Annotated in this window: 16 protein-coding genes; 8 read left to right on the forward strand and 8 right to left on the reverse strand. The window is 64.3% G+C overall.

All coding sequences use genetic code 11. The annotated features are described in order from the left end of the window. Positions 1 to 18: 18 nt before the first annotated feature. From UW3_RS0103685 to bglX, 3 genes are read right to left on the reverse strand one after another with little or no spacing between them, the layout of a single operon-like run. Positions 19 to 1353, reverse strand: a complete 1335-nt coding sequence (locus UW3_RS0103685; RefSeq protein ID WP_010220927.1) for a sigma-54-dependent transcriptional regulator — start codon at positions 1351 to 1353, stop codon at positions 19 to 21. Then, the gene (locus tag UW3_RS0103690) at positions 1347 to 3104 is read right to left on the reverse strand and encodes an ATP-binding protein (protein WP_010220928.1); all 1758 of its coding nucleotides are present in this window, start codon (positions 3102 to 3104) and stop codon (positions 1347 to 1349) included. The genes UW3_RS0103685 and UW3_RS0103690 overlap by 7 nt, the downstream gene beginning before the upstream one ends. 60 nt (positions 3105 to 3164) lie before the next feature. After that, positions 3165 to 5456, reverse strand: coding sequence for a beta-glucosidase BglX (bglX, locus tag UW3_RS0103695; RefSeq protein WP_010220929.1), 2292 nt, complete (start codon positions 5454 to 5456; stop codon positions 3165 to 3167). Between the two features lie 182 nt (positions 5457 to 5638). On the opposite strand from bglX, the gene UW3_RS0103700 reads away from it, so the two are divergent. The 4 genes from UW3_RS0103700 (at position 5639) to UW3_RS0103715 (ending at position 8949) form a co-directional block, all read left to right on the forward strand. Then, on the forward strand, positions 5639 to 6241 hold the full coding sequence (locus tag UW3_RS0103700) for a LemA family protein (protein ID WP_010220930.1): 603 nt from the start codon (positions 5639 to 5641) through the stop codon (positions 6239 to 6241). Then, positions 6241 to 6981, forward strand: a complete 741-nt coding sequence (locus tag UW3_RS0103705; protein WP_010220931.1) for a TPM domain-containing protein — start codon at positions 6241 to 6243, stop codon at positions 6979 to 6981. Before UW3_RS0103700 ends, UW3_RS0103705 begins: the two co-directional genes overlap by 1 nt. 26 nt (positions 6982 to 7007) lie before the next feature. Continuing rightward, entirely contained in the window at positions 7008 to 7625 is a 618-nt protein-coding gene (locus tag UW3_RS0103710) for a TPM domain-containing protein (protein WP_010220932.1), read from the forward strand. 106 nt (positions 7626 to 7731) lie between these two features. Next, entirely contained in the window at positions 7732 to 8949 is a 1218-nt protein-coding gene (locus UW3_RS0103715; protein WP_010220933.1) for a class I SAM-dependent methyltransferase, read from the forward strand. A 74-nt stretch (positions 8950 to 9023) separates the two neighbouring features. Here the strand turns inward: UW3_RS0103715 and UW3_RS0103720 are convergent, their stop codons facing one another. From UW3_RS0103720 to UW3_RS0103740, 5 genes are all read right to left on the reverse strand, one after another. Then, on the reverse strand, positions 9024 to 9917 hold the full coding sequence (locus tag UW3_RS0103720) for a DMT family transporter (RefSeq protein ID WP_010220935.1): 894 nt from the start codon (positions 9915 to 9917) through the stop codon (positions 9024 to 9026). Positions 9918 to 10012: 95 nt separating this feature from the next. Then, positions 10013 to 12565, reverse strand: a complete 2553-nt coding sequence (locus tag UW3_RS0103725) for a TonB-dependent receptor (protein WP_420220023.1) — start codon at positions 12563 to 12565, stop codon at positions 10013 to 10015. Positions 12566 to 12679: 114 nt separating this feature from the next. Further along, on the reverse strand, positions 12680 to 13633 hold the full coding sequence (locus tag UW3_RS0103730; RefSeq protein WP_010220937.1) for a FecR family protein: 954 nt from the start codon (positions 13631 to 13633) through the stop codon (positions 12680 to 12682). Next, positions 13630 to 14169, reverse strand: a complete 540-nt coding sequence (locus UW3_RS0103735; protein ID WP_010220938.1) for an RNA polymerase sigma factor — start codon at positions 14167 to 14169, stop codon at positions 13630 to 13632. Before UW3_RS0103735 ends, UW3_RS0103730 begins: the two co-directional genes overlap by 4 nt. A gap of 86 nt (positions 14170 to 14255) precedes the next feature. Further along, a complete protein-coding gene (locus UW3_RS0103740; protein WP_010220939.1) occupies positions 14256 to 15278 on the reverse strand; it encodes a DUF4917 family protein in 1023 nt (340 codons plus the stop codon). A 112-nt stretch (positions 15279 to 15390) separates the two neighbouring features. Between UW3_RS0103740 and UW3_RS0103745 the strand changes: the two genes are divergently transcribed. From UW3_RS0103745 to UW3_RS0103760, 4 genes are all read left to right on the forward strand, one after another. Beyond that, on the forward strand, positions 15391 to 16461 hold the full coding sequence (locus UW3_RS0103745; RefSeq protein ID WP_010220940.1) for a glycerophosphodiester phosphodiesterase: 1071 nt from the start codon (positions 15391 to 15393) through the stop codon (positions 16459 to 16461). A 69-nt stretch (positions 16462 to 16530) separates the two neighbouring features. After that, entirely contained in the window at positions 16531 to 17169 is a 639-nt protein-coding gene (locus UW3_RS0103750) for a LysE family translocator (RefSeq protein ID WP_010220941.1), read from the forward strand. Positions 17170 to 17246: 77 nt separating this feature from the next. Next, on the forward strand, positions 17247 to 17786 hold the full coding sequence (locus tag UW3_RS0103755; protein ID WP_010220942.1) for an RNA polymerase sigma factor: 540 nt from the start codon (positions 17247 to 17249) through the stop codon (positions 17784 to 17786). Further along, the gene (locus UW3_RS0103760; protein WP_010220943.1) at positions 17779 to 18747 is read left to right on the forward strand and encodes a FecR family protein; all 969 of its coding nucleotides are present in this window, start codon (positions 17779 to 17781) and stop codon (positions 18745 to 18747) included. Before UW3_RS0103755 ends, UW3_RS0103760 begins: the two co-directional genes overlap by 8 nt. The last annotated feature ends 54 nt before the right edge of the window (positions 18748 to 18801 follow it).

Genomic DNA, 18801 nt, shown 5'->3' on the forward strand with positions numbered 1-18801 from the left:
GGCGACCCGTTGGGTCGATCAGGTAGGCCCGAGAAAATCTTCGCGCAGCAGGCCGTGGCGCTGCATCTTCTCGTTGAGGGTGCGCCGCGGCAGTTGCAGCTCTTCCATCACGGCCTTGATCTCGCCCTTGTGCCGGCTCAGGGCGGCGCGCAGGCACTGGGCTTCGAAGGCTTCCTGCTGGGCGGCCAGCGATTGCCCGGCTTCGATTTCTGCTGCTGCCGGCTCGCCCAGCCCCAGGGCATGACGTTCGGCGGCGTTGGCCAGTTCACGAACGTTGCCCGGCCAGTCGTGACCGAGCAGCTTGCCCAACTGCGCGCCACTGAGTACCGGCGCGCTGCGGCCGACGCGCTCGGCGGCCAGGCGGGCAAAGTGGCTGAACAGCAGCGGGATGTCTTCGCGGCGGTCGCGCAACGGCGCCAGGCGCAATTCGGCAACGTTCAAGCGATACGCCAGGTCTTCGCGAAAGCGCCCGGCCCGGGCTGCTTCGAGCAGGTCGGGTTTGGTCGCGGCGATGATCCGCAGGTCGACGCTGATGCTCTGGTTGGCGCCCAGGCGTTCGAGTTTCTGCTCCTGTAACACGCGCAGCAGCTTGGCCTGCTGGGCCAGTGGCATGCTTTCGATCTCGTCGAGGAACACCGTGCCGCCATTGGCGTATTCGAGCTTGCCGATGCGCTTGCCCTGGGCACCGGTGAAGGCGCCGCTTTCATGGCCGAACAGCTCGGCCTCGAACAACTGCTCGGGGATCGCCGCGCAGTTGAGGGCAACGAAGGGCTTGCCGGCGCGCGGGCCGAAGTCATGCAGGCAGCGTGCGACCTGCTCCTTGCCGCTGCCGGTTTCGCCACGAATCAGCACGTTGACCGGCAGGTTGGCCAGGTCCAGTACCTGCTTGCGCAAGTGCTGCATGCCCTGGGACACGCCCAGCAGGTTCGCCTCCAGGCGCGCCTTGAGGTCGGCCTGTTCATGCAGGCGGCGGTTCTCCAGCACCAGCTGGCGTTTTTCCAGGGCCCGGCGCAGGCTGCCGAGCAGCGCTTCGGGGCTGAAGGGTTTTTCCAGAAAGTCGTAGGCACCATTGCGCATGGCCTCGACTGCCATCGGCACATCGCCGTGACCGGTGAGCAGGATCACCGGCAGGTCGGCATCACTGGCCTGCAGTCGCTCGAGCAACTGCAGGCCGTCCATGCCGGGCATGCGCACGTCACTGAGGATCACCCCGGGGAAGTGCATCGGCAGTTGCTGCAGGCAGTCTTCGGCACGGCTGAACAGTTGCACGTTGAAGCCGGACAGGCTCAGCCATTGCTCCACGGCTGTGCGGATGCTGGCTTCATCGTCGACGACCATCACTGAGTTCAACATGCGGGTTCCGGGTCCATAGGCAAGGTCAGGCTGAAACGGGCGCCGCCGGGCTGGTTTTCGACCTGCAGGCGGCCGCCGGCTTCGTGAATGATGCCATAGGAAATCGCCAGGCCCAGGCCCAAGCCTTCGCCCACCGGCTTGGTGGTGAAGAACGGGTCGAAGACACTGGCCAGGTGTTCGGCAGGGATACCGCCGCCGCTGTCGAGCACGCTCAGGCGCCAGTGCTCCTGTTCGGCATCGATGCGCACCTCAAGGCGTTTGTAGCTCTTTTCGGCCATGGCATCCAGGGCGTTGCGCAGCAGGTTGATCAGCACTTGCTCAAGGCGTATTGCATCGCCGCGTACCCAGGCCGGGCGGGCCAGGTACAGGGCGACGCTGACGTCCTCGGCGCGAATGCGCGCCTCGAGCAGTTGCAGCGCCTGGTCGACCACGGTGGCCAGGTCCAGGCGTTCGCGCAGGCCGCTGGGGCTGTTGCGGGCGAAGGTTTTCAGGTGCCCGGTGAGGGCCGCCATGCGCGTGAGCATCTGCTCCAGCGGCTCCAGGGCCTGGCGTGCTTCATCCAGGCGTTGGTTATCGAGCAGCAGGCGCAGGGTTGCCAGCTGCATGCGCTGGGTGGTCAGCGGCTGGTTGATCTCGTGGGCCAGCGCCGCGGACATCTGCCCAAGCGCCGCCAGCTTGGCCGATTGCACCAGGCCCTCCTGGGCGGTGCGCAGGTCGCGGGTGCGGGCTTCGACCAGGCGTTCGAGTTCTTCACGGCTGCGCTGGCGCAAGCGTGCCAGGCGCAAGCGCTGGCTGATGAACAACAAGGCGAAGACCAGGCTCAACCACACTGCGGCGGCAGCCAGCGCGGCGTTGCGACCGTCTTCGCTGACCTGCGGCTTGCGCAGCAGGTGCAGGGTCCAGCCCTCGGCCTCCAGTGGCAGGCTTTCCCACAAGTAGTCGGTGTTGCCCTCCGGGCCCTGCACACGCATCAGGTGGCTGTTGGTGTCGAAGCTGCTGAGGATATGGTGCTGTAGCGGCACCAGCGGTTGCTTGTCGTACTGGCGGGTGGCGGCAAGCTCGGCGCGGTCGGCGCTGGTCAGCGGTTGCAGCTCGCGGTAGCGCCAGCCGTCCTGGTTGGCGATGAAGATGATCCCGCGGGCGTCGCTGACCAACAGGATATCGCTGCCCTGGCGCCACTCGCGCTCAAGCTCGGGGAACTCCAGCTTGACCACCATGGCACCGAGGAAGCGGCTGTTTTCATCCTGCACCGCGCTGGACAAGAAATACCCCGGCACGCCGCTGGTCACGCCGACCGCATAGAAGCGGCCGCTGCCCTGGCTGCGGGTTTGTTTGAAATACGGCCGGAAACCATAGTTGGAGCCAACATAGGTGCTGGGCAGGCGCCAGTTGCTGGCGGCCACGGCCAGGCCGGTGCGGTCGAGCAGCTCGAGGGTCGAGGAATTGGCCGCACCGTTGATGCGCTCCAGCTTGCGGTTCAGGGCATCCTGCACCGGGCCTGCAACCGGGCCGCGCAAGGCGCTGATCAGTTCCGGGTCGAGGGCCAGCACCGCCGGCAGGGCGCGGTAACGTTCGATCAGGGTGTGCAGCGAGTTGGCATACAGCCCCAACTGCTCACTGGCCCGACGGGCATCCTCGACCATCGACTGACGCTTGGCGTGGTGCATGGCCCAGCCTGCGGTCAACAGCGTGCCGGCGAGGATGAAGAACAGAATCAGGCCCAGACGCAGGGCGCGAAAGGAAGAAGGCATGGTGCAAGTCCCGGCAGTGGGGAAGGCCTCCTGGCCTTCCCTTGGAGCATGGCAACGTTGTTACAGCAGCTCGAAGCTCTGTTGTTGCACGGCCTGCGAGTCGAGGCCGACCTGGACCCGGAACTCACCCGGCTCGGCTGCCCATTGCAGTTGGCCGTTGTAGAACTTCAGGTCGTCGGCCTTGATGGTGAAGTGCAGGGTGCGTTCCTCGCCGGCCTTGAGCATGACTTTGTGGAAGTTCTTCAGCTCCTTGATCGGGCGGCTCATGGACGCTGTCACATCCTGCAGGTACAGCTGCACCACGGTCTCGCCGTCACGCTTGCCGGTGTTCTTGACCACGATGCTGGCGTCCAGGTCCTGGCCCTGTTTCACGGTTTTGCTCGACAGGCTCAGGTTCGAGAGGCTGAAGTCGCTGTAGCTCAGGCCGTAGCCGAAGGGGTACAGCGGGCCGTTCGGCTCTTCAAAGTACTGCGAGGTGTAGTTGCCTGGCTTGCCCGGGGTGAAGGGGCGGCCGATGCTCAGGTGGTTGTAGTACATCGGGATCTGCCCGACCGAACGCGGGAAGGTGATGGCCAGCTTGCCCGACGGGTTGTAGTCGCCGAACAGCACATCGGCGATGGCGTTGCCGCCTTCGGTGCCGCTGAACCAGGTCTCCAGGATGGCATCGGCCTGTTCGCGCTCCCAGGCCAGCGACAGCGGCCGGCCGTTCATCAGCACCAGCACCAGCGGTTTGCCGGTGGCTTTCAGGGCCTTGATCAGCTCGCGCTGGGCTGCGGGGATTTCCAGGGTGGTGCGGCTGGACGATTCGTGGGACATGCCACGCGACTCGCCGATCACCGCGACCACCACGTCGGACTGCTTGGCGGCCTTGACCGCTTCGTCGATCAGCACCGCGGCAGGGCGTGGGTCGTCGACGATTTCCGGGGCATCGAAGTTGAGGAAGTTCAGGTAATCGAGGATGGCCTTGTCGTGGGTGACGTTGGAGCCCTTGGCGTAGATGACCTTGGCCTTGTCACCGAGGACCTGGCGCATGCCTTCGCGCACGGTGATCGACTGATGCGGGCGGCCGGCGGCGGCCCAACTGCCCATCATGTCGATCGGGGCATCGGCCAGCGGGCCGACCAGGGCGATGGTGCCGGCTTTTTTCAGTGGCAGGGTCTGCTTGCGGTTTTCCAGCAGGACCAGGCTGCGGCGTGCCACGTCACGGGCTTCGGCACGGTGCAGGCGGCTGTCGGCATAGGTATCGGCCGGGTCGTCGCTGGCCTTGCCGATACGCCGGTACGGGTCTTCGAACAGGCCCATGTCGTATTTGGCACCGAGCACTTCGCGCACGGCGTTGTCGATATCGGCCTGGTCGACTTCACCGGCCTTGAGCAGGCTGGCCAGTTCTTCGCCGTACAGCGAGTCGTTCATGCTCAGGTCGATGCCGGCCTTGATTGCAAGCTTGGCGGCTTCGCGGCCATCGCGGGCAACGCCGTGGCGCACCAGTTCGGTGATTGCCCCGTGGTCGCTGACGGTCACGCCCTTGAAGCCCCAGTCCTTGCGCAGCAGGTCGTTCATCAACCAGGTGTTGGAGGTGGCCGGCACGCCGTTGATCGAGTTCAGCGCAACCATCACTCCGCCGGCACCGGCATCGATGGCGGCGCGGTAGGGCGGCAGGTAGTCGTTGAACATCTTGGTCGGGCTCATGTCGACCGTGTTGTAGTCGCGGCCGCCTTCCACCGCGCCGTACAGGGCGAAGTGCTTGACCGCGGCCATCAGGCTGGTCGGTGCGGCCGGGCTCTGGCCCTGGAAGGACTCGACCATCACTTTGGAAATGCGCGAGACCAGGTAGGTGTCTTCGCCAAAGCCTTCGCTGGTGCGGCCCCAGCGTGGGTCACGGGCGATGTCGACCATCGGCGCGAAGGTCATGTCGATGCCGTCTGAGGCCGCTTCAAGGGCGGACACCCGGCCGACCTTGGCAATCGCGTCCATGTCCCAGCTGGCGGCCAGGCCCAGGCTGATCGGGAAGATCGTGCGGTGGCCGTGGATCACGTCGTAGGCGAAGAACATCGGGATCTTCAGCCGGCTCTTGGCGGCGGCGTCCTGCATCGGCCGGTTTTCCGCACGGGTGATCGAGTTGAAGGTACCGCCGATACGTCCGGCGGCAATTTCCTTGCGGATCATTTCGCGGGGCATTTCCGGGCCGATGCTGATCAGGCGCAACTGACCGATCTTTTCATCCAGGGTCATCTGCTTGATCAGGTTGGCGATGAACGCCTGCTTGTCCTGCAGCGGGGCGGCAGAGGTATCGGCATAGGCCGACTGACTGGCCAGGCTGACAACCAGACCCAGCAAACACAGCTTGTTCATGAATTCTGTTCTCAAGGCTTACGGCAGTGTTCACGGTGATACTGCCCAGCCGAAGTTGGGGAAGCGGCTATTGTTGTAGTTTGCTGGGGCATCTTTTAGCCGATTGGGCGATTCCGATCCAGCGGCGACGACGGATTATGCCTCAAGTCCGGTGCATCACGGCGATCGAGGAGCGTAGCAACATGCAGGTAATTCATTACAAGGGCGTACGCCTGTGGTTGCTGCTGATGCTTGGCAGCCTGCTGGCCGGTTGCGGGATCAACAACATCCCCAACTATGACGAGCAGGTAAAAGCCGCCTGGGCCCAGGTGCAGAACCAGTATCAGCGCCGCGCCGACCTGATTCCCAATCTGGTCGAAACGGTCAAAGGCTACGCCAAGCAGGAGCAGGAAACCCTGACCGCGGTCATAGAAGCCCGGGCCAAGGCGACCTCGATCCAGGTCGATGCCAGCACCCTGGACGATCCCGAGAAGTTGCGCCAGTTCCAGCAGGCCCAGTCGCAGCTGACCGGGGCGCTGAGCCGCTTGATGGTGGTGTCCGAGCGCTACCCGGACCTCAAGTCCAACCAGAACTTCCTCGCCCTGCAGTCGCAGCTTGAAGGTACCGAGAACCGTATCGCCGTGGCGCGCAAGGACTTCATCGCCGCCGTGCAGCGCTACAACACCGAGATCCGTACCTTCCCTGGGCGCATCTGGCACAGCGTGATGTACAGCGACATGCCGATCCGGGAGAACTTCGAGGCCACTAGCGCCGATGCCGACAAAGCGCCTGAAGTGAAATTCTGATGCGGCTGTTCACGCTCGGGCTGTTGTTGGCGCTGTTGTTGACTACGCCGCTGCGCGCCGAGTTGAGCTTTCCGGCGCTGAGCGGGCGGGTGGTGGACAACGCCGGCCTGCTCGACGGTGCCAGCCGCAGCCAGCTCGACAGCATGCTCAAGGCCCATGAACAGGGCACTGGCGAGCAGGTCGTGGTGGTGACCCTGGCGGATTTGCAGGGGCAGAGCATCGAAGACTACGGCTATCAGCTCGGCCGCCACTGGGGCATCGGCCAGAAGGGCAAGGACAACGGCGCACTGTTGATCGTCGCCCCTCAGGAACGCAAGCTGCGCATCGAAGTCGGCTACGGCCTGGAAGAGCGCCTGACGGATGCGCAGTCCTCGGTGATCATCAATCGCATCATCACCCCGGCGTTTCGCCGTGGCGAATACAGCCAGGGCATTGTCCAGGGTACGGCGGCGATCCTTCAGGTACTCGGCGGCAACCCGTTGGCCGAACCGTCACGGGCGTTGGGCAATGATGCCGAAGACGGGGCGCCGGCCTGGGCCATCGGCTTGTTCATCCTGTTGATCGTTGTCGTGTTCGCCCTGCAGTCGCTTGGTCTCGGTAGTAGCGGGCGCGGCGGCATGGGCGGCGGTTTCGGCGGTGGCTACGGCGGCGGTGGCTTTGGCGGCGGCGGGGGAGGCGGTGGGGGCTTCAGCGGTGGCGGGGGCGGCTTTGGCGGTGGTGGGTCGTCGGGTGGCTGGTAAATGATCAACAACGAGAACCGCAGCACATGACTTTGCTTACTGAACATCAACAGCACCAGGTCGCTGAAGCCATTGCCCGGGTCGAGCGTCACACCGACGCCGAACTGGTCACGGTGTTGGCCAGCCGTGCCGACGACTACGCCTATATCCCGTTGCTGTGGGCAAGCCTGCTGGCCCTGGTGGTGCCAGGCATCATTCATTACCTGAGCGGCTGGATGAGCGTGCACAGTTTGCTGATCGTGCAGTGGCTGACGTTTATTGCCCTGTGCCTGCTGTTCCGCATCCCGGCCCTGACCACCCGCCTGATCCCCCGTTCGGTGCGCCACTGGCGTGCGGCGAACCTGGCCCGGCGGCAGTTTCTCGAGCAGAACCTGCACCATACCGTGGGCGGTACCGGCATGCTGATCTTTGTCAGCGAGGCCGAGCGCTATGTCGAAATCCTCGTCGATGAGGGCATATCCCGGCACCTGGACAACCAGGTCTGGGAGGCCATCGTCAGGCGCTTTACCCAGCAGGTGCGCCAGGGCCAGACGTTGCAGGGCTTTGTCAGCTGTATCGAGGCCTGCGGCGAGCTGCTCAGTACCCACGTGCCGCTGACCCACGAGCGCAACGAGCTGCCCAATCGCCTGGTGGTGCTCGGTTAGCCGCGGCGGCGGTCGACAAAAGCTGTGCAGGGAAAGCGCATCCACGTAAAATTCCCGGCACTGCGCCTACCTGCGCCCCCTCCGCAACCCGAGGCACCCTTTCCCGATGTCCGATTCCTCCACCGCCCAGGCCGCGCCGGATGCGCGTGCGCAGTTTCTGAGCCTGCTCGCCACCAGCCTGGAACAGAACGCCCTGATCAAGCTGGTGCTGGCGCGCCCTGTCGGCAACGAAGAAACCCTGCAGCGCATCATCGCCAAGCCGCTGACGGTCAAGGGCCAGGCTTGCGTGTCGTTCGTCTACCGCTACAAGACCCGCGACATCACCCGCAACCTGGGCAACGACGAAGCGCTGGCGCTGGTCGACGAGTTGCTCCCGGCCTCGTTTCGCAACGCCCACCTGCTTAGCCTCAGCGACGAAGCGCAGCTGGAATTCAGCAAGAAGGGCAAGCCGATGCTCCACCGCAGCGCCGTGCAGCAGGCGCGCCAGGTGCCGGCCGGTGAGCATGACCGGGAGAAGAAGCGCTACCTGGAACTGAGCCGGCCGTTCTTGCAGGACCTGGGCGTGACCGACAAGCAACAAGCGTTGATCCCGGCGATGTCGCGCAAGTGGAAGCAGATCAACAAGTTCATCGAAGTGTTCTCCCACGCCCTGAATTCGGCGCCGCTGGCCGCCGACCAAGCGCTGCGGGTGGCCGACTTCGGCTCGGGCAAGGGCTACCTGACCTTCGCCATCCACGACTACCTGCGCCATACCCTGCAGCGTGAAGCGCAGGTGACCGGCGTCGAGCTGCGCGCGGACATGGTCGAGCTGTGCAATGCCGCGGCCTCGCGCCTGGAGCATCCGGGCCTGGTGTTCGAATGCGGTGATGTACGCAGCGTGGTGCCCAGCGCCATCGAGGTGATGATCGCCCTGCATGCCTGCGACATCGCCACCGATTACGCGATCCACACCGGCATCCGCTGCGGCGCGGCGATCATCATGTGCTCGCCGTGTTGCCACAAGCAGATTCGCCCGCAACTGCACAGCCCGGGCCTGCTCAAGCCGATGCTGCAGTACGGATTGCACCTGGGCCAGCAGGCCGAAATGCTCACCGACAGCTTGCGCGCGTTGTACCTGGAAGCCTGTGGCTACGAGACCAAGGTGTTCGAGTTCATTTCGTTGGAGCACACCAACAAGAACAAGATGATCCTGGCGGTCAAGCGCCAGGCGCCGGTTGAGGCGTCAGCGCTGCTGGAGAAGATCCAGCAGCTCAAGGCGTTCTATGGGGTCAAGGAGCATTGCCTGGAAACCTTGCTGCGGGCCGATGGCTTGATCCCTGCCTGATAGCATCGCGGGGCAAGCCCGCTCCCACAGAGATCATCACCATCCTGTGGGAGCGGGCTTGACCCGCGATAGCGTCAGCCCAGCCCCCGCACAGGCGCAGGATGCACCCGCGTCTTGCGCCCCAGCACCACTGTCGCAATCACCCCGGCGGCAAACACCCAGGTAATCGGCTCGACCTGTTCGCCAAAGAACAACGCCGACAAGGCGATGGTGAAGAAGATCTGCAGCAACTGGATCTGGCTCACCCGGGCAATGCCGCCCAAGGCCAGCCCGGCGTACCAGGCAAAGAAGCCGATGAACTGCGAGAACAGCGACACGTAGCCGAAGGCCCACCAGGCTTTTGCACTCACCGGCCCCTGATGCTGCAAGGCCAGGTAGAGCACCGGCCCGAGCAACAGCGGTGCCGACAGCACCAGCGCCCAGCAGATCACCTGCCAGCCGCCCATTTCCCGCGCCAGGCGGCCGCCTTCGGCATAACCCAGGCCGCCCACGGCAATCGCTGCGAGCATCAGCAGGTCACCGGCCTGGATCTGCCCGGCGCCCATGATCATCGCGTAGGCCAGCACCAGCGCACTGCCCAATGCCGCGCAGGCCCAGAAAGCCTTCGACGGTCGCTCATGGGACAGCCAGGCGGCGTACACCGCCACGCATAAGGGCTGCAGGCCGTTAACCAGCGCGCCGTGGGACGCCGGCACGCTTTGCATCGCCCAGGCCGAGAGCACCGGAAACCCCAGGATCACCCCCAGCGCCACCAGGCTCAGGCCCTTGATCTGTGCCCAGGTCGGCCATTTTTCCCGACGCCAGAGCAGCAGCGCCGCTGCCGGAATCGCCGCCAGCAACGCACGGCCCAGGCCATTGAGCAAGGGGTGCAGTTCCTGCACGACGATGCGGGTCATGGGCAGGGTCAGGCTGAAAATAATCACACCGAGAAGGCCAAGGACCATCCCGGTGTTTTCGCGGCTGGACATACAGGACGCCTGTGGCAGAGAAGTCCACTCATTGAGCCACAGGCGCGGCGGATGATCTTGTTACAGTTGCTAACAAGTTCATCCGTACAGTTGCGTCAGAAGAAACGGGTGATGCTGACCTTGGCATTCCGGCCCTGGCTGTAGGCATATTCGCCACTGAGCTCGGAGCGGTAGTCCTTGTTGAACAGGTTATCCACCGTCAGGTTGACCTCGGTGCCTTTGAGGTAAGGCTGCTGCGGCTTCCAGTTGGCGAACAGGCCGTGCAGCTGATAGTCGTCGTTGGCGTAGTGGTCGTAGTAGCGGTCACCCAGGGCACTGGCCGGGCCTTCACGGTAGTTGTCGCTCGGCAGGCGGTCGGTCTTGCGTACGAACTGCGCCTGCCAGCCGACCTTGGCGTCCCAGCCGGGGATCTTCACCCCCAGGGTGGTGATCCATTTCGGCGCCGGAATGTCCTTGGCCCAGACGTCCGGCCCCCAGGGGTTGGTGTAGGCGCCTTCATGGCGGCCGGTCATCCACGAGTAGGACACCGAGCCGAACAGGTAGGTCGAGTCGTAGAAGCTTTCGACCTCGAAGCCCTTGATGGTCACGCCCTTGAGGTTACGGTAATTGGACATCAAGCCTTTACCGCAGGCATCGGAGATGTTTTCGCCCTTGGCCAGTTGTGCTTCACAGCCGATACCGGTGGCCTTGAAGATCTCGTCCTTGATTTCATTGCGAAACAGCGTGGTGCGGATCTGCATGCTGTCGTCGGCAGTGAAAACGTTGGCAAAGTCGGTAACGTTACCGGCTCGCAGGGCGGTGATGCGTTCCGGGTCGAGGTTGCGGCTGCTGGCGGTGCGACTGCCCAGGCCCTGGACTTCGTACTGTTCATCCAGCACCGGTGCGCGCCAGGTCTTGCTGTAATCGGCAAAGAAGGCGGTGTTGGCGGTGGCTTTCCAGAACAGCGACAGGCGCGGTGACCAGCCGGTGTAGGTTTTCTCGCTGTAGTCGTGGCCGTTTGCGACAACGTTGTAATACGGCGCCTGGTTTGGCTTACCTTTGTTGGCGACATGGTCGTAGCGCAGCGACGGGGTGATGGTCACATCACCAAGGGTGATGGCGTCCTGGATGAAGTAACCCTGGCTGTCGACGGTGCCGCTGGGCATGAAGTACGGCTGGTAATGGCCGTTGTTGTATTTGGGGATCTCGTAGCTTTTGCCGGGCATCCACATCTGCGTGTCACGGTCGTGGTGACGGATCTGCAAGCCACTGGTGAAGGCGTGTTCCAGCGGGCCGGTGGCGAACAGGCTGGTGTTGCGTACATCGAGCATCTGGTCCTGGTACTCGGTGTCCATCTTGCGCCCGCCGGTGGACGGCTGGAAGAACGCGGTGGCGTCACGCTCGTCGGTCTGCAGGGTGTCGGACTCCGAATACTTAACCTGCAGGTCGATCAGCGGGTTGTTCACTGGCTGGTACTTGTAGGTGGTCGACCAGGTGGTGTCGGTGGTCGTGCGGTTGGCCAGGAAGCGCTTGAGGGCATTCTTGTAGCCGAACCGGTTGATGTCCGACTGGGTCGGCGGGGTCGGATAGGCGGTGGAGGAGAACGGCGCCCAGCGCTCACTCTCCGAGCGCGACCAGGAGAACCCCAGGCTGTGTTCGTCGTTGAAGTGCAGGTTGGCCTTGAGCAGCGCGCCGTCCAGGTCCAGGGCACTGTTGGGCAGGCGCTGGGGGTTGATCGGGTAGCGGCCTTCGGGGTCGGGCAGGGTGCCGGCCAGCTTCATGTCGTCGCCGTCGCGCTTGGTCAGGTACACCAGGGCGTCCATGCGGCCATCGTCGGTGCGGCCGAATAACGCCGAGCTGTAGACCTGCTGATGGTCGTTGCTGGCGTAACCATACTTGAGCATGGCGCCGCTGTTGCGCCCGTCCTGGAGCAGGTCGGGGGCGTCCTTGGTGGTCATGTTGACGCTGCCGCCGAAGCCGCCGTTGCCGGTGTAGATCGAGTGCGGGCCCTTTTCCACCTCGATGTTCTTGATCAGCTCCGGCTCGATGAAGACGGTGCCTTGCTGGTAGCGCTCGAAGCCGCTCTTGGTCGCGCCATCGACGGTCATCGGCACGTCTTCGGCATCACCCAGGCCCCAGATATTGATGGTCTGGCCGCCGGGTTTGGCCGAGCCGCCCATGTTCACCCCGGGCAGGGTCGAGAGCACGCTGGGGATGTTGCTCGGCTGGTAGCGGTCGATGTCTTCCTGGGTCAGGGTCGAGCGGCCGACGGTGCTCGGGTCGACCTGCTGGCCGTCGCCTACCACGCTTACCGCGCCGAGCTGGATGCTGTTGTCGGCGGTGGCGTCGTCTTCGCGCAGGCGCACCACATAGGTGTTGCCGACCTTGACCAGGGCAAAGCGGCTGTTGTGCAGCAACTGGCTGATCGCCTCGAGCGGTTCGTAAGCACCTTGCAGGGCCGGGGCCTGGACGCTGTTGAGCAAGGATTCGTCAAACAGCAGCTGCAGTTTGGCCTGCTGCGCCAGTTGGCTCAGCGACGCTGCCAGCGGCTGCGCCGGCAGGTTCAGTTGCAATGGTGCGGCCTGGGCCTGCAGGCTCAGGGCCAGGCACGCGGCCAGCAGTGAAGGACGAACAGACAACGGCTTGAACGGAGCAAACGCACGCAAGATGAAACCCCCCAATATGGCAACAAAGGCCAGAAAAGGCCTGCAGTGATTACGCAGACGGGAGGAAGACGCAGGGCTGCGGAAAACCCTCATATGCGAATGAAAAATATTCTCAAATTACTCTTTGCGTTCGATCCGCAGGCGGCCGTCGGCCAGGTTTACCGCCTTGATCGGCAGCAGCGCCGGCAGGGCGTTGAGCACGGCATCCGGGTCATTGACGTCGAGGTTGCCCGAGACTTTGTAGCGGCCCAGCGCCGGGTCGGCGAGCAGCACCGGCGCCGAGCGGTACAGCGACAGCTCATCGATCAGGCTGGCCAGCTCGCGGTTGCGAAAGCTCACATGGCCGCTGCGCCAGTCGGCCACCTCCTGAGTACTGAGGTTCTGGACGTTGAGGCTGCCGCGGGCCAGGTCGTAGATGGCCCGTTGGCCGGCGCTCAACAGCACTGGCGGGCGATTCTCGCCGGGGGTTTCCAGGGCCACCTGGCCGTGGGCGACGCTGAGCACCAGCTCCTGCTGGCCGCGGCGCAGATCGAACCCGGTGCCGACCACCCGTACCCGCGCATTGCCGGCATCGATGAACAGCGGGCGCTCCTTGTCGGCGGCCACGTCGATGTACAACTGGCCCTGGTCGAGGCGAATCAGCCGGCGCTCGTTGTCGAAGCTCAGGCTCAGCCGGGTGCGGGCGTTGACCTCCAGCTGGCTGCCATCCGGCAGGGCCAGGTGCTGCGGGCGTTCGCTTTGCACGGCCAGTTGTTGCTGATGATGGCGGCTCGGCAGGCCGAGGTTGGCCGCCAGCACGGCGCACACCAGCCCGGCGGCCACGGCCAGCGCCGGACGCCAGCGCAGCGGTTTGCGGCTGGGCAGGGCGACCGGTTTGTTCAGGCTCTTGAGCGCGGCCAGGTCATCCCAGAGTTGTTCGAACTGGGCATAGGCGCGGGCATGCTCGGGGTGCTGCAACCACTGGGCGAAGGCCCTGCGTGATTCGCGCGAGCGGTCGTTGCGGTTACGGGTAAACCAGCTGGCCGCCTGGGCATCGATGCTGCGCTTATCGATTTCAGGAGTGGGGGTCATTCTGGCTGCTCCATGCCGTTGTCACTGTCCAGACGTTGCTTGCAATGCAGCAGGGCCGCGGCGATGTGCTTTTCCACCATGCTCACGGAAATGCCCATGCGCGCGCTGATCTGCGCCTGCGTCAAACCTTCGAAGCGGTGCAGCATAAGGGCTTCGCGGCGGCGCGGCGAGAGTTCGGCGAGGACAAGTTTCAATTGTTCCAGGTGTTGTTGCTGCTGGGCATGCTTGAGCGGGTCGCTGCTGGTGTCGGCCGGTGTCTGTTCGCTGGCCTGGGCTTGTTCGTCGAGCACACTGTGACGCACCTTCTGCCGGCGCCAGTGATCGCTGAGCAGGTTGCGTGCCATCTGGAACAGGAACGCCCGTGGTTGCTCGACCTGCGCGCGGTCGCGATAGCCCAGCCACTGGGTGAACACGTCCTGGGTCATGTCTGCGGCATCGTTGGCATTGTCCATGCGCTTGCGCAAAAAATGCAGGATATCGGCATAGAACCCGCGACAGGTTTCGTGGGTAAAAGGGTCGGGTTTGGGGCGCGGCATGCAAGCTTTCCAGGACGGACCGGAGAGAAAGGTTGCAAATGGTATCGATAATAATTGCTATTTACCATGCCTGTTTTTGTCGCCCATCAACGCCGCTTGCGGATTGGAACCGGTACCGGGACGTCCAGCCCGGGCGCGCCCAGCGGGTGGCTGCTGGCGTCGAAAAAGTACAGTGGCAGCTCGGGCATGTCGGCAAAACGCTGCAGGTAGTGCTGCTTCTGGCTGATGATCGAGGCGTCGCTCAACGGCCGGATGGCGATGGCCAGGTGCGTCGGGCGCGCCTGCTTGAGCGCCTCCAGCAGATGGCGGTCAGTGCTGTCCAGGTGCTGGCCGAAGATGCACAGCCCGCCCCGGTGCCCCGCCAGCTCACCGAGGGCCCAACTGAGGTAGTCGGAACTGCGGATGGCCTTGAGCTTGTCGTCGCTGCTGCTCTCGTTGACGAACAGCGGCACATCGCCCGGGGTGTTGACGGCAAAGCCATCGAGCAACTGGCTGTCGGTGGCACTGCGCTGGCGGGTGCTGCCATCCTGCTGCTTGAGCAAGTGCAGGCCGCCGTGCAGGTACAGCAGGCGTGTGCCGGGGCTGCGGGTGCGGCGGATATCGAAGTCGCCGTCTTCATCGAACAACTGCTGAAAGCCTTCCGGTGCCTGGCTGGCGGCCCAATGGCAGATCAGGTCGTAGTTGCTTGAGTAGACGCTCTGGTAATTGCCCAGCTCGCGGTTGATCAGCAGTAACGTCTGGCTCGGCAGCATGCGCCAAGGGATGTGCACACTGCGAATGGCATGGATCAGCGCTTCCTTGATCGCGTAGTAGCGGTTCAGCGGCGCCGACGCGCTGATCGCCAGCGCGGCGTTGATCCGTACCGTAGTGTTCAGGGCACTGAGCACCGGTTCGAACAGCTCGCTGCCCAGCGACTTGAACAGCGCCTGGTCAGTCAGGCTCAGGGGTTTGTGCCGCACCCGCTGGGCTTCTTCGAACAGCGAAAAATACGTGAAGGGTCGCCACAGCGCACGGCTGGCGCCGTTGCCCAGCAGCAGGCCGCTGCACGGCTGACTGGCGTTCAGGTCTGGCCAGGGGTGGAGGCTGGCGTCGAGGTCGGCGTGGGGCATCGGGCATCTCTGTGGCAGGGCAGGCAATCGCCGGCGACTTTAGCATGCAACCGGTCTGTCATCAGCGTTGGCGACTATGCTGGATTCGCTGTGCACCAAAGGAAGGCTGAAAATGTTGAACGCAATTGGACGTGTGTGTTGCCTGGCGTTGTTGCCGCTGGCGGGGCTTGCCGAAGCCGGGCAGGGCGCCGAGTTGGCCAGGGCTCAGGATATTCCCTACCCGGCGGTGATCGCCCATCGCGGCGCGTCTTATGATGCGCCGGAGTCCACGGCACCGGCCTACCGGCTGGCGCGCGAGTTGGGCGCCGACTACCTGGAGCTGGACCTGCAGCGCTCCAGCGATGGTGTACTGGTTGCCGTGCACGATGACAACCTGCTGCGTACCAGTGATGTTGCCGAGCGCTTTCCCGAGCGCAAGAACAGCCCGGTCAGCGCCTTCACCCTGGCCGAACTCAAGTCGCTGGATGTCGGCAGCTGGTTCAACAAGGCTTACCCCGAACGTGCCCGAGCAAGCTTCAAGGGCCTGAAGATCCAGACCCTCGATGAGGTCATGGCCATCGCCGCGGCTAACCCGCAACACCAGCCGGGCTTGTACATCGAGACCAAGGTGCCAGGCCTGTTTCCCGGCATCGAAGCTGACCTGAAGAACAGCTTGCAGGCCAAGGGCTGGCTCGCGCGGCCGGGCAAGGTGGTATTGCAGAGCTTCGACCGTAGCAGCCTGGCGCTGCTGCACCAGCACATGCCCCAGGTGCCCAAGGTGCTGTTGCTGTGGATCGGCAAGGGCAGCATGGAACCGGCCTCGCAGCAGACCTTTGCCGAGTCCGGCGAGCGCGACAAGGCGGCGTTCTATGCGCGCCAACAACCCAAAGACAAGGCCGAATTCGAGCGCTGGCTGGATTACGCCAAGGCCGATGGGGCCATCGGCACCGGACCTTCAGCAGCGCTGACCGAGGGCGGTGCCCAGAGTTACGCCGACCTGGTGCAGCCGTGGATGAACCAGCTGACGCACGACAAGGGCCTGTTGGTGCACGTGTACACCGTCGATGAGCCGGTGGATTTTCGCAAGGTGCTGGACGCGGGCGTGGACGGCATCTTCAGCAATCGCAGCGGCCAACTGCTGCGTTACCTGGCCCGGCCCAGTGCCCGCAGCGAGGCGCAGATTCTGCGCGCCGAGGGTTATTGACAGGCGGGCTGGCGCTGCGCGCCTGCCGTAGACTTCGCGCCTTGCACGGACTTTCAGGACACTGCCTCGATGACCTTTTCACTGCTGCTGGCGGTAATCGCTTCCGGTTTTATCTACGGCATTACTCCGGGGCCCGGCGTGCTGGCGGTACTCGGCATTGGCGCTGCGCGCGGCCGACGCGCCGGGGCGGGGTTTCTCTGCGGTCATTTGCTGGGGGATGTGCTGTGGTGCAGCACGGCATTGGTGGCCATCGTCGGCGCACGGCAGATCGGCAACTCGGTGTTCGACATTCTCGGCGTGCTCAGTGGCCTGTACCTGTTCTGGCTGGGCATGCGTGCCCTGCGTAGCCGCCCGGGCAATGGCGAGGGCGAGCAGGGGCCGGTACGCAAACCGTTCTGGCACGGTGTGGTGTTCGGCCTGACCAATCCCAAGGCCTATCCGGTGGCCGTGGCCACGTTCACCGCCTTGCTTTCCAGTCGCGCCGAAACGCTGGACTGGTCAATGCTGCCGGCGCTGATCGCCTTGAGTTTTGTCGGTGGCCTGCTGGCTTATGCGATTCTCGTCGGTGTGGTCGGTGCCCGCCATGTGCGTACCCTGTACACCCGTTACGAGCTGTGGATCACCCGGGCGTGCGGGGTGATGTTCATCGGCTTTGCCGTCAATGCCCTGGCCCACGCCTTGCCTGGCCTGTTGCCGCGCAACAGCTGAGGGCTGGCAGAAGGCTATACCGATATGTGAGAATGATATGAATTCCTATTCATGTCATTCTCGCACGCCGGACCTTCATGACTTCGCTCTCCACGCCCTGGACCGCTGCTGCCCCGGCCTTGCAGGCGGTCGTCCACGATCTGCTGGCCAACTATAGCGACCTGCGCCGCTACCTGAGTGGGCGCTTGCGCAATCCGGATGATGCCGCCGACATTGCCCAGTCAAGCTTTGCCCAGGCCTACGCCCATGCCTTGAACGCCCCGGTGCTCAACGCCCGGGCCCTGCTGTTTCAGGCGGCGCGTAACCTGTGCATCGATCAGTACCGGCGACGCAGCAACGAGCTGGCGGCGCTGGAAGACTGGCTGACCCGGGCCGATGCGCTGAGCCCGAGCGTTGAAGAAATCATCATCGCCCGCGAGCAGCTGCAGCAGTTGATCGAGCGTATCGAACGCATGCCGCGCCTGCGCCGTGAAGTGTTCGTCCGCGTGCGCCTGCACGGCCAGCCCCATCGCCAGGTGTGTGCCGAGCTGGAACTGTCGGCCAAGGCAGTGGAGCTGCACATCGCCCGGGCGGTGTTCGATTTGTCCGAACTGAGCCTGGCGGCGCGGCATGCCTGAGTCTTCGCCGGTATCAACGCGCAAGGTGCAGCAGGCCCTGACCTACCTGGCCGCACTCAATAGTGACGACCCCGGACGGGTACAGCAGGCGCGTGGGCAACTGGAGCGCTGGCGCGGTAAAAGCAACGAGCACGAAAAGGCCTGGCAAGAGGCCGAACAACGCTGGCAACTGGTGCATCGGTTGACCCCGCAACTGCGCCCGGCAGTGGCGCCGGAGCCGCTCAACCTCAGCCGTCGGCGCCTGCTGCGTCAGGGCGGCGGCCTGCTGCTGGCGGTGGTGGGGGCCAGTTGGCTGGGCTGGTTGTGGCGGCGTACGCCGCAGTTCGATCGCCTGCTGCAAACCGTGCATGCCGAACCGCCACGCGGCGAAACCCTGCCCGATGGTAGCCAGTTGCTGCTGGCCGCCGAAACCAGCCTGCGCGTCGAGTACAGCAACGGTCTGCGCCAGGTGCGCCTGCTGCATGGCCACGTCTATTTCGACGTGGCGCGCGAGCGCTTGCGACCGTTTGTGATCAGCACCCGGCTGGGCGAAGTGCAGGTGCTGGGCACGGCGTTCAGTGTCAGCGATCGCGGTGCTGAGATTCAGGTCGCGGTGGCGCGCGGGCGGGTCGAGGTGCGTGGCTTGCGTGACGGCTCGCAGGTGTTGCAGGCCGGTGAGCGGATCAGCCTCGATGCGCAAGGCCGATTGCTCCGGCTCAGGTCCGATCCGCATGCCGCGCCGGATATCCAGCATTGGCAGCGCGGTTGGTGGTCGTTCACCGAGACGCCGCTGGCCGAGGTGATTGCCGAGGTCAACGCATATGCGCTGCAACCGGTAGTGCTGGAGCCCGCCGCGGCACGCCTGCAACTGACCGGCAGCTTCCCCAGCGACCAGCCGGAACTGCTGCTGCAGACGCTGCCGAAAGTCCTTCCGGTGAGCCTGGTTCAGCAGGGGCAGCAGCGCACCCTGCGATTGCGCTGAAAAAGTTTTGAGGGGTAACGGCGAAGTGGCCCGTCTTCATCGCTGAACTCACCT

Origin of the sequence: Pseudomonas donghuensis (genome assembly GCF_000259195.1) — a bacterium.
GTDB classification, from domain to species: domain Bacteria; phylum Pseudomonadota; class Gammaproteobacteria; order Pseudomonadales; family Pseudomonadaceae; genus Aquipseudomonas; species Aquipseudomonas donghuensis.

Excerpts from the sequence above, each read along its gene's own strand:
- UW3_RS0103685 (WP_010220927.1), bottom strand. The coding sequence starts at position 1,353 with ATGTTGAACTCAGTGATGGTCGTCGACGATGAAGCCAGCATCCGCACA.
- UW3_RS0103690 (WP_010220928.1), bottom strand. The coding sequence starts at position 3,104 with ATGCCTTCTTCCTTTCGCGCCCTGCGTCTGGGCCTGATTCTGTTCTTC.
- bglX (WP_010220929.1), bottom strand. The coding sequence starts at position 5,456 with ATGAACAAGCTGTGTTTGCTGGGTCTGGTTGTCAGCCTGGCCAGTCAG.
- UW3_RS0103700 (WP_010220930.1), top strand. The coding sequence starts at position 5,639 with ATGCAGGTAATTCATTACAAGGGCGTACGCCTGTGGTTGCTGCTGATG.
- UW3_RS0103705 (WP_010220931.1), top strand. The coding sequence starts at position 6,241 with ATGCGGCTGTTCACGCTCGGGCTGTTGTTGGCGCTGTTGTTGACTACG.
- UW3_RS0103710 (WP_010220932.1), top strand. The coding sequence starts at position 7,008 with ATGACTTTGCTTACTGAACATCAACAGCACCAGGTCGCTGAAGCCATT.
- UW3_RS0103715 (WP_010220933.1), top strand. The coding sequence starts at position 7,732 with ATGTCCGATTCCTCCACCGCCCAGGCCGCGCCGGATGCGCGTGCGCAG.
- UW3_RS0103720 (WP_010220935.1), bottom strand. The coding sequence starts at position 9,917 with ATGTCCAGCCGCGAAAACACCGGGATGGTCCTTGGCCTTCTCGGTGTG.
- UW3_RS0103730 (WP_010220937.1), bottom strand. The coding sequence starts at position 13,633 with ATGACCCCCACTCCTGAAATCGATAAGCGCAGCATCGATGCCCAGGCG.
- UW3_RS0103735 (WP_010220938.1), bottom strand. The coding sequence starts at position 14,169 with ATGCCGCGCCCCAAACCCGACCCTTTTACCCACGAAACCTGTCGCGGG.
- UW3_RS0103740 (WP_010220939.1), bottom strand. The coding sequence starts at position 15,278 with ATGCCCCACGCCGACCTCGACGCCAGCCTCCACCCCTGGCCAGACCTG.
- UW3_RS0103745 (WP_010220940.1), top strand. The coding sequence starts at position 15,391 with ATGTTGAACGCAATTGGACGTGTGTGTTGCCTGGCGTTGTTGCCGCTG.
- UW3_RS0103750 (WP_010220941.1), top strand. The coding sequence starts at position 16,531 with ATGACCTTTTCACTGCTGCTGGCGGTAATCGCTTCCGGTTTTATCTAC.
- UW3_RS0103755 (WP_010220942.1), top strand. The coding sequence starts at position 17,247 with ATGACTTCGCTCTCCACGCCCTGGACCGCTGCTGCCCCGGCCTTGCAG.
- UW3_RS0103760 (WP_010220943.1), top strand. The coding sequence starts at position 17,779 with ATGCCTGAGTCTTCGCCGGTATCAACGCGCAAGGTGCAGCAGGCCCTG.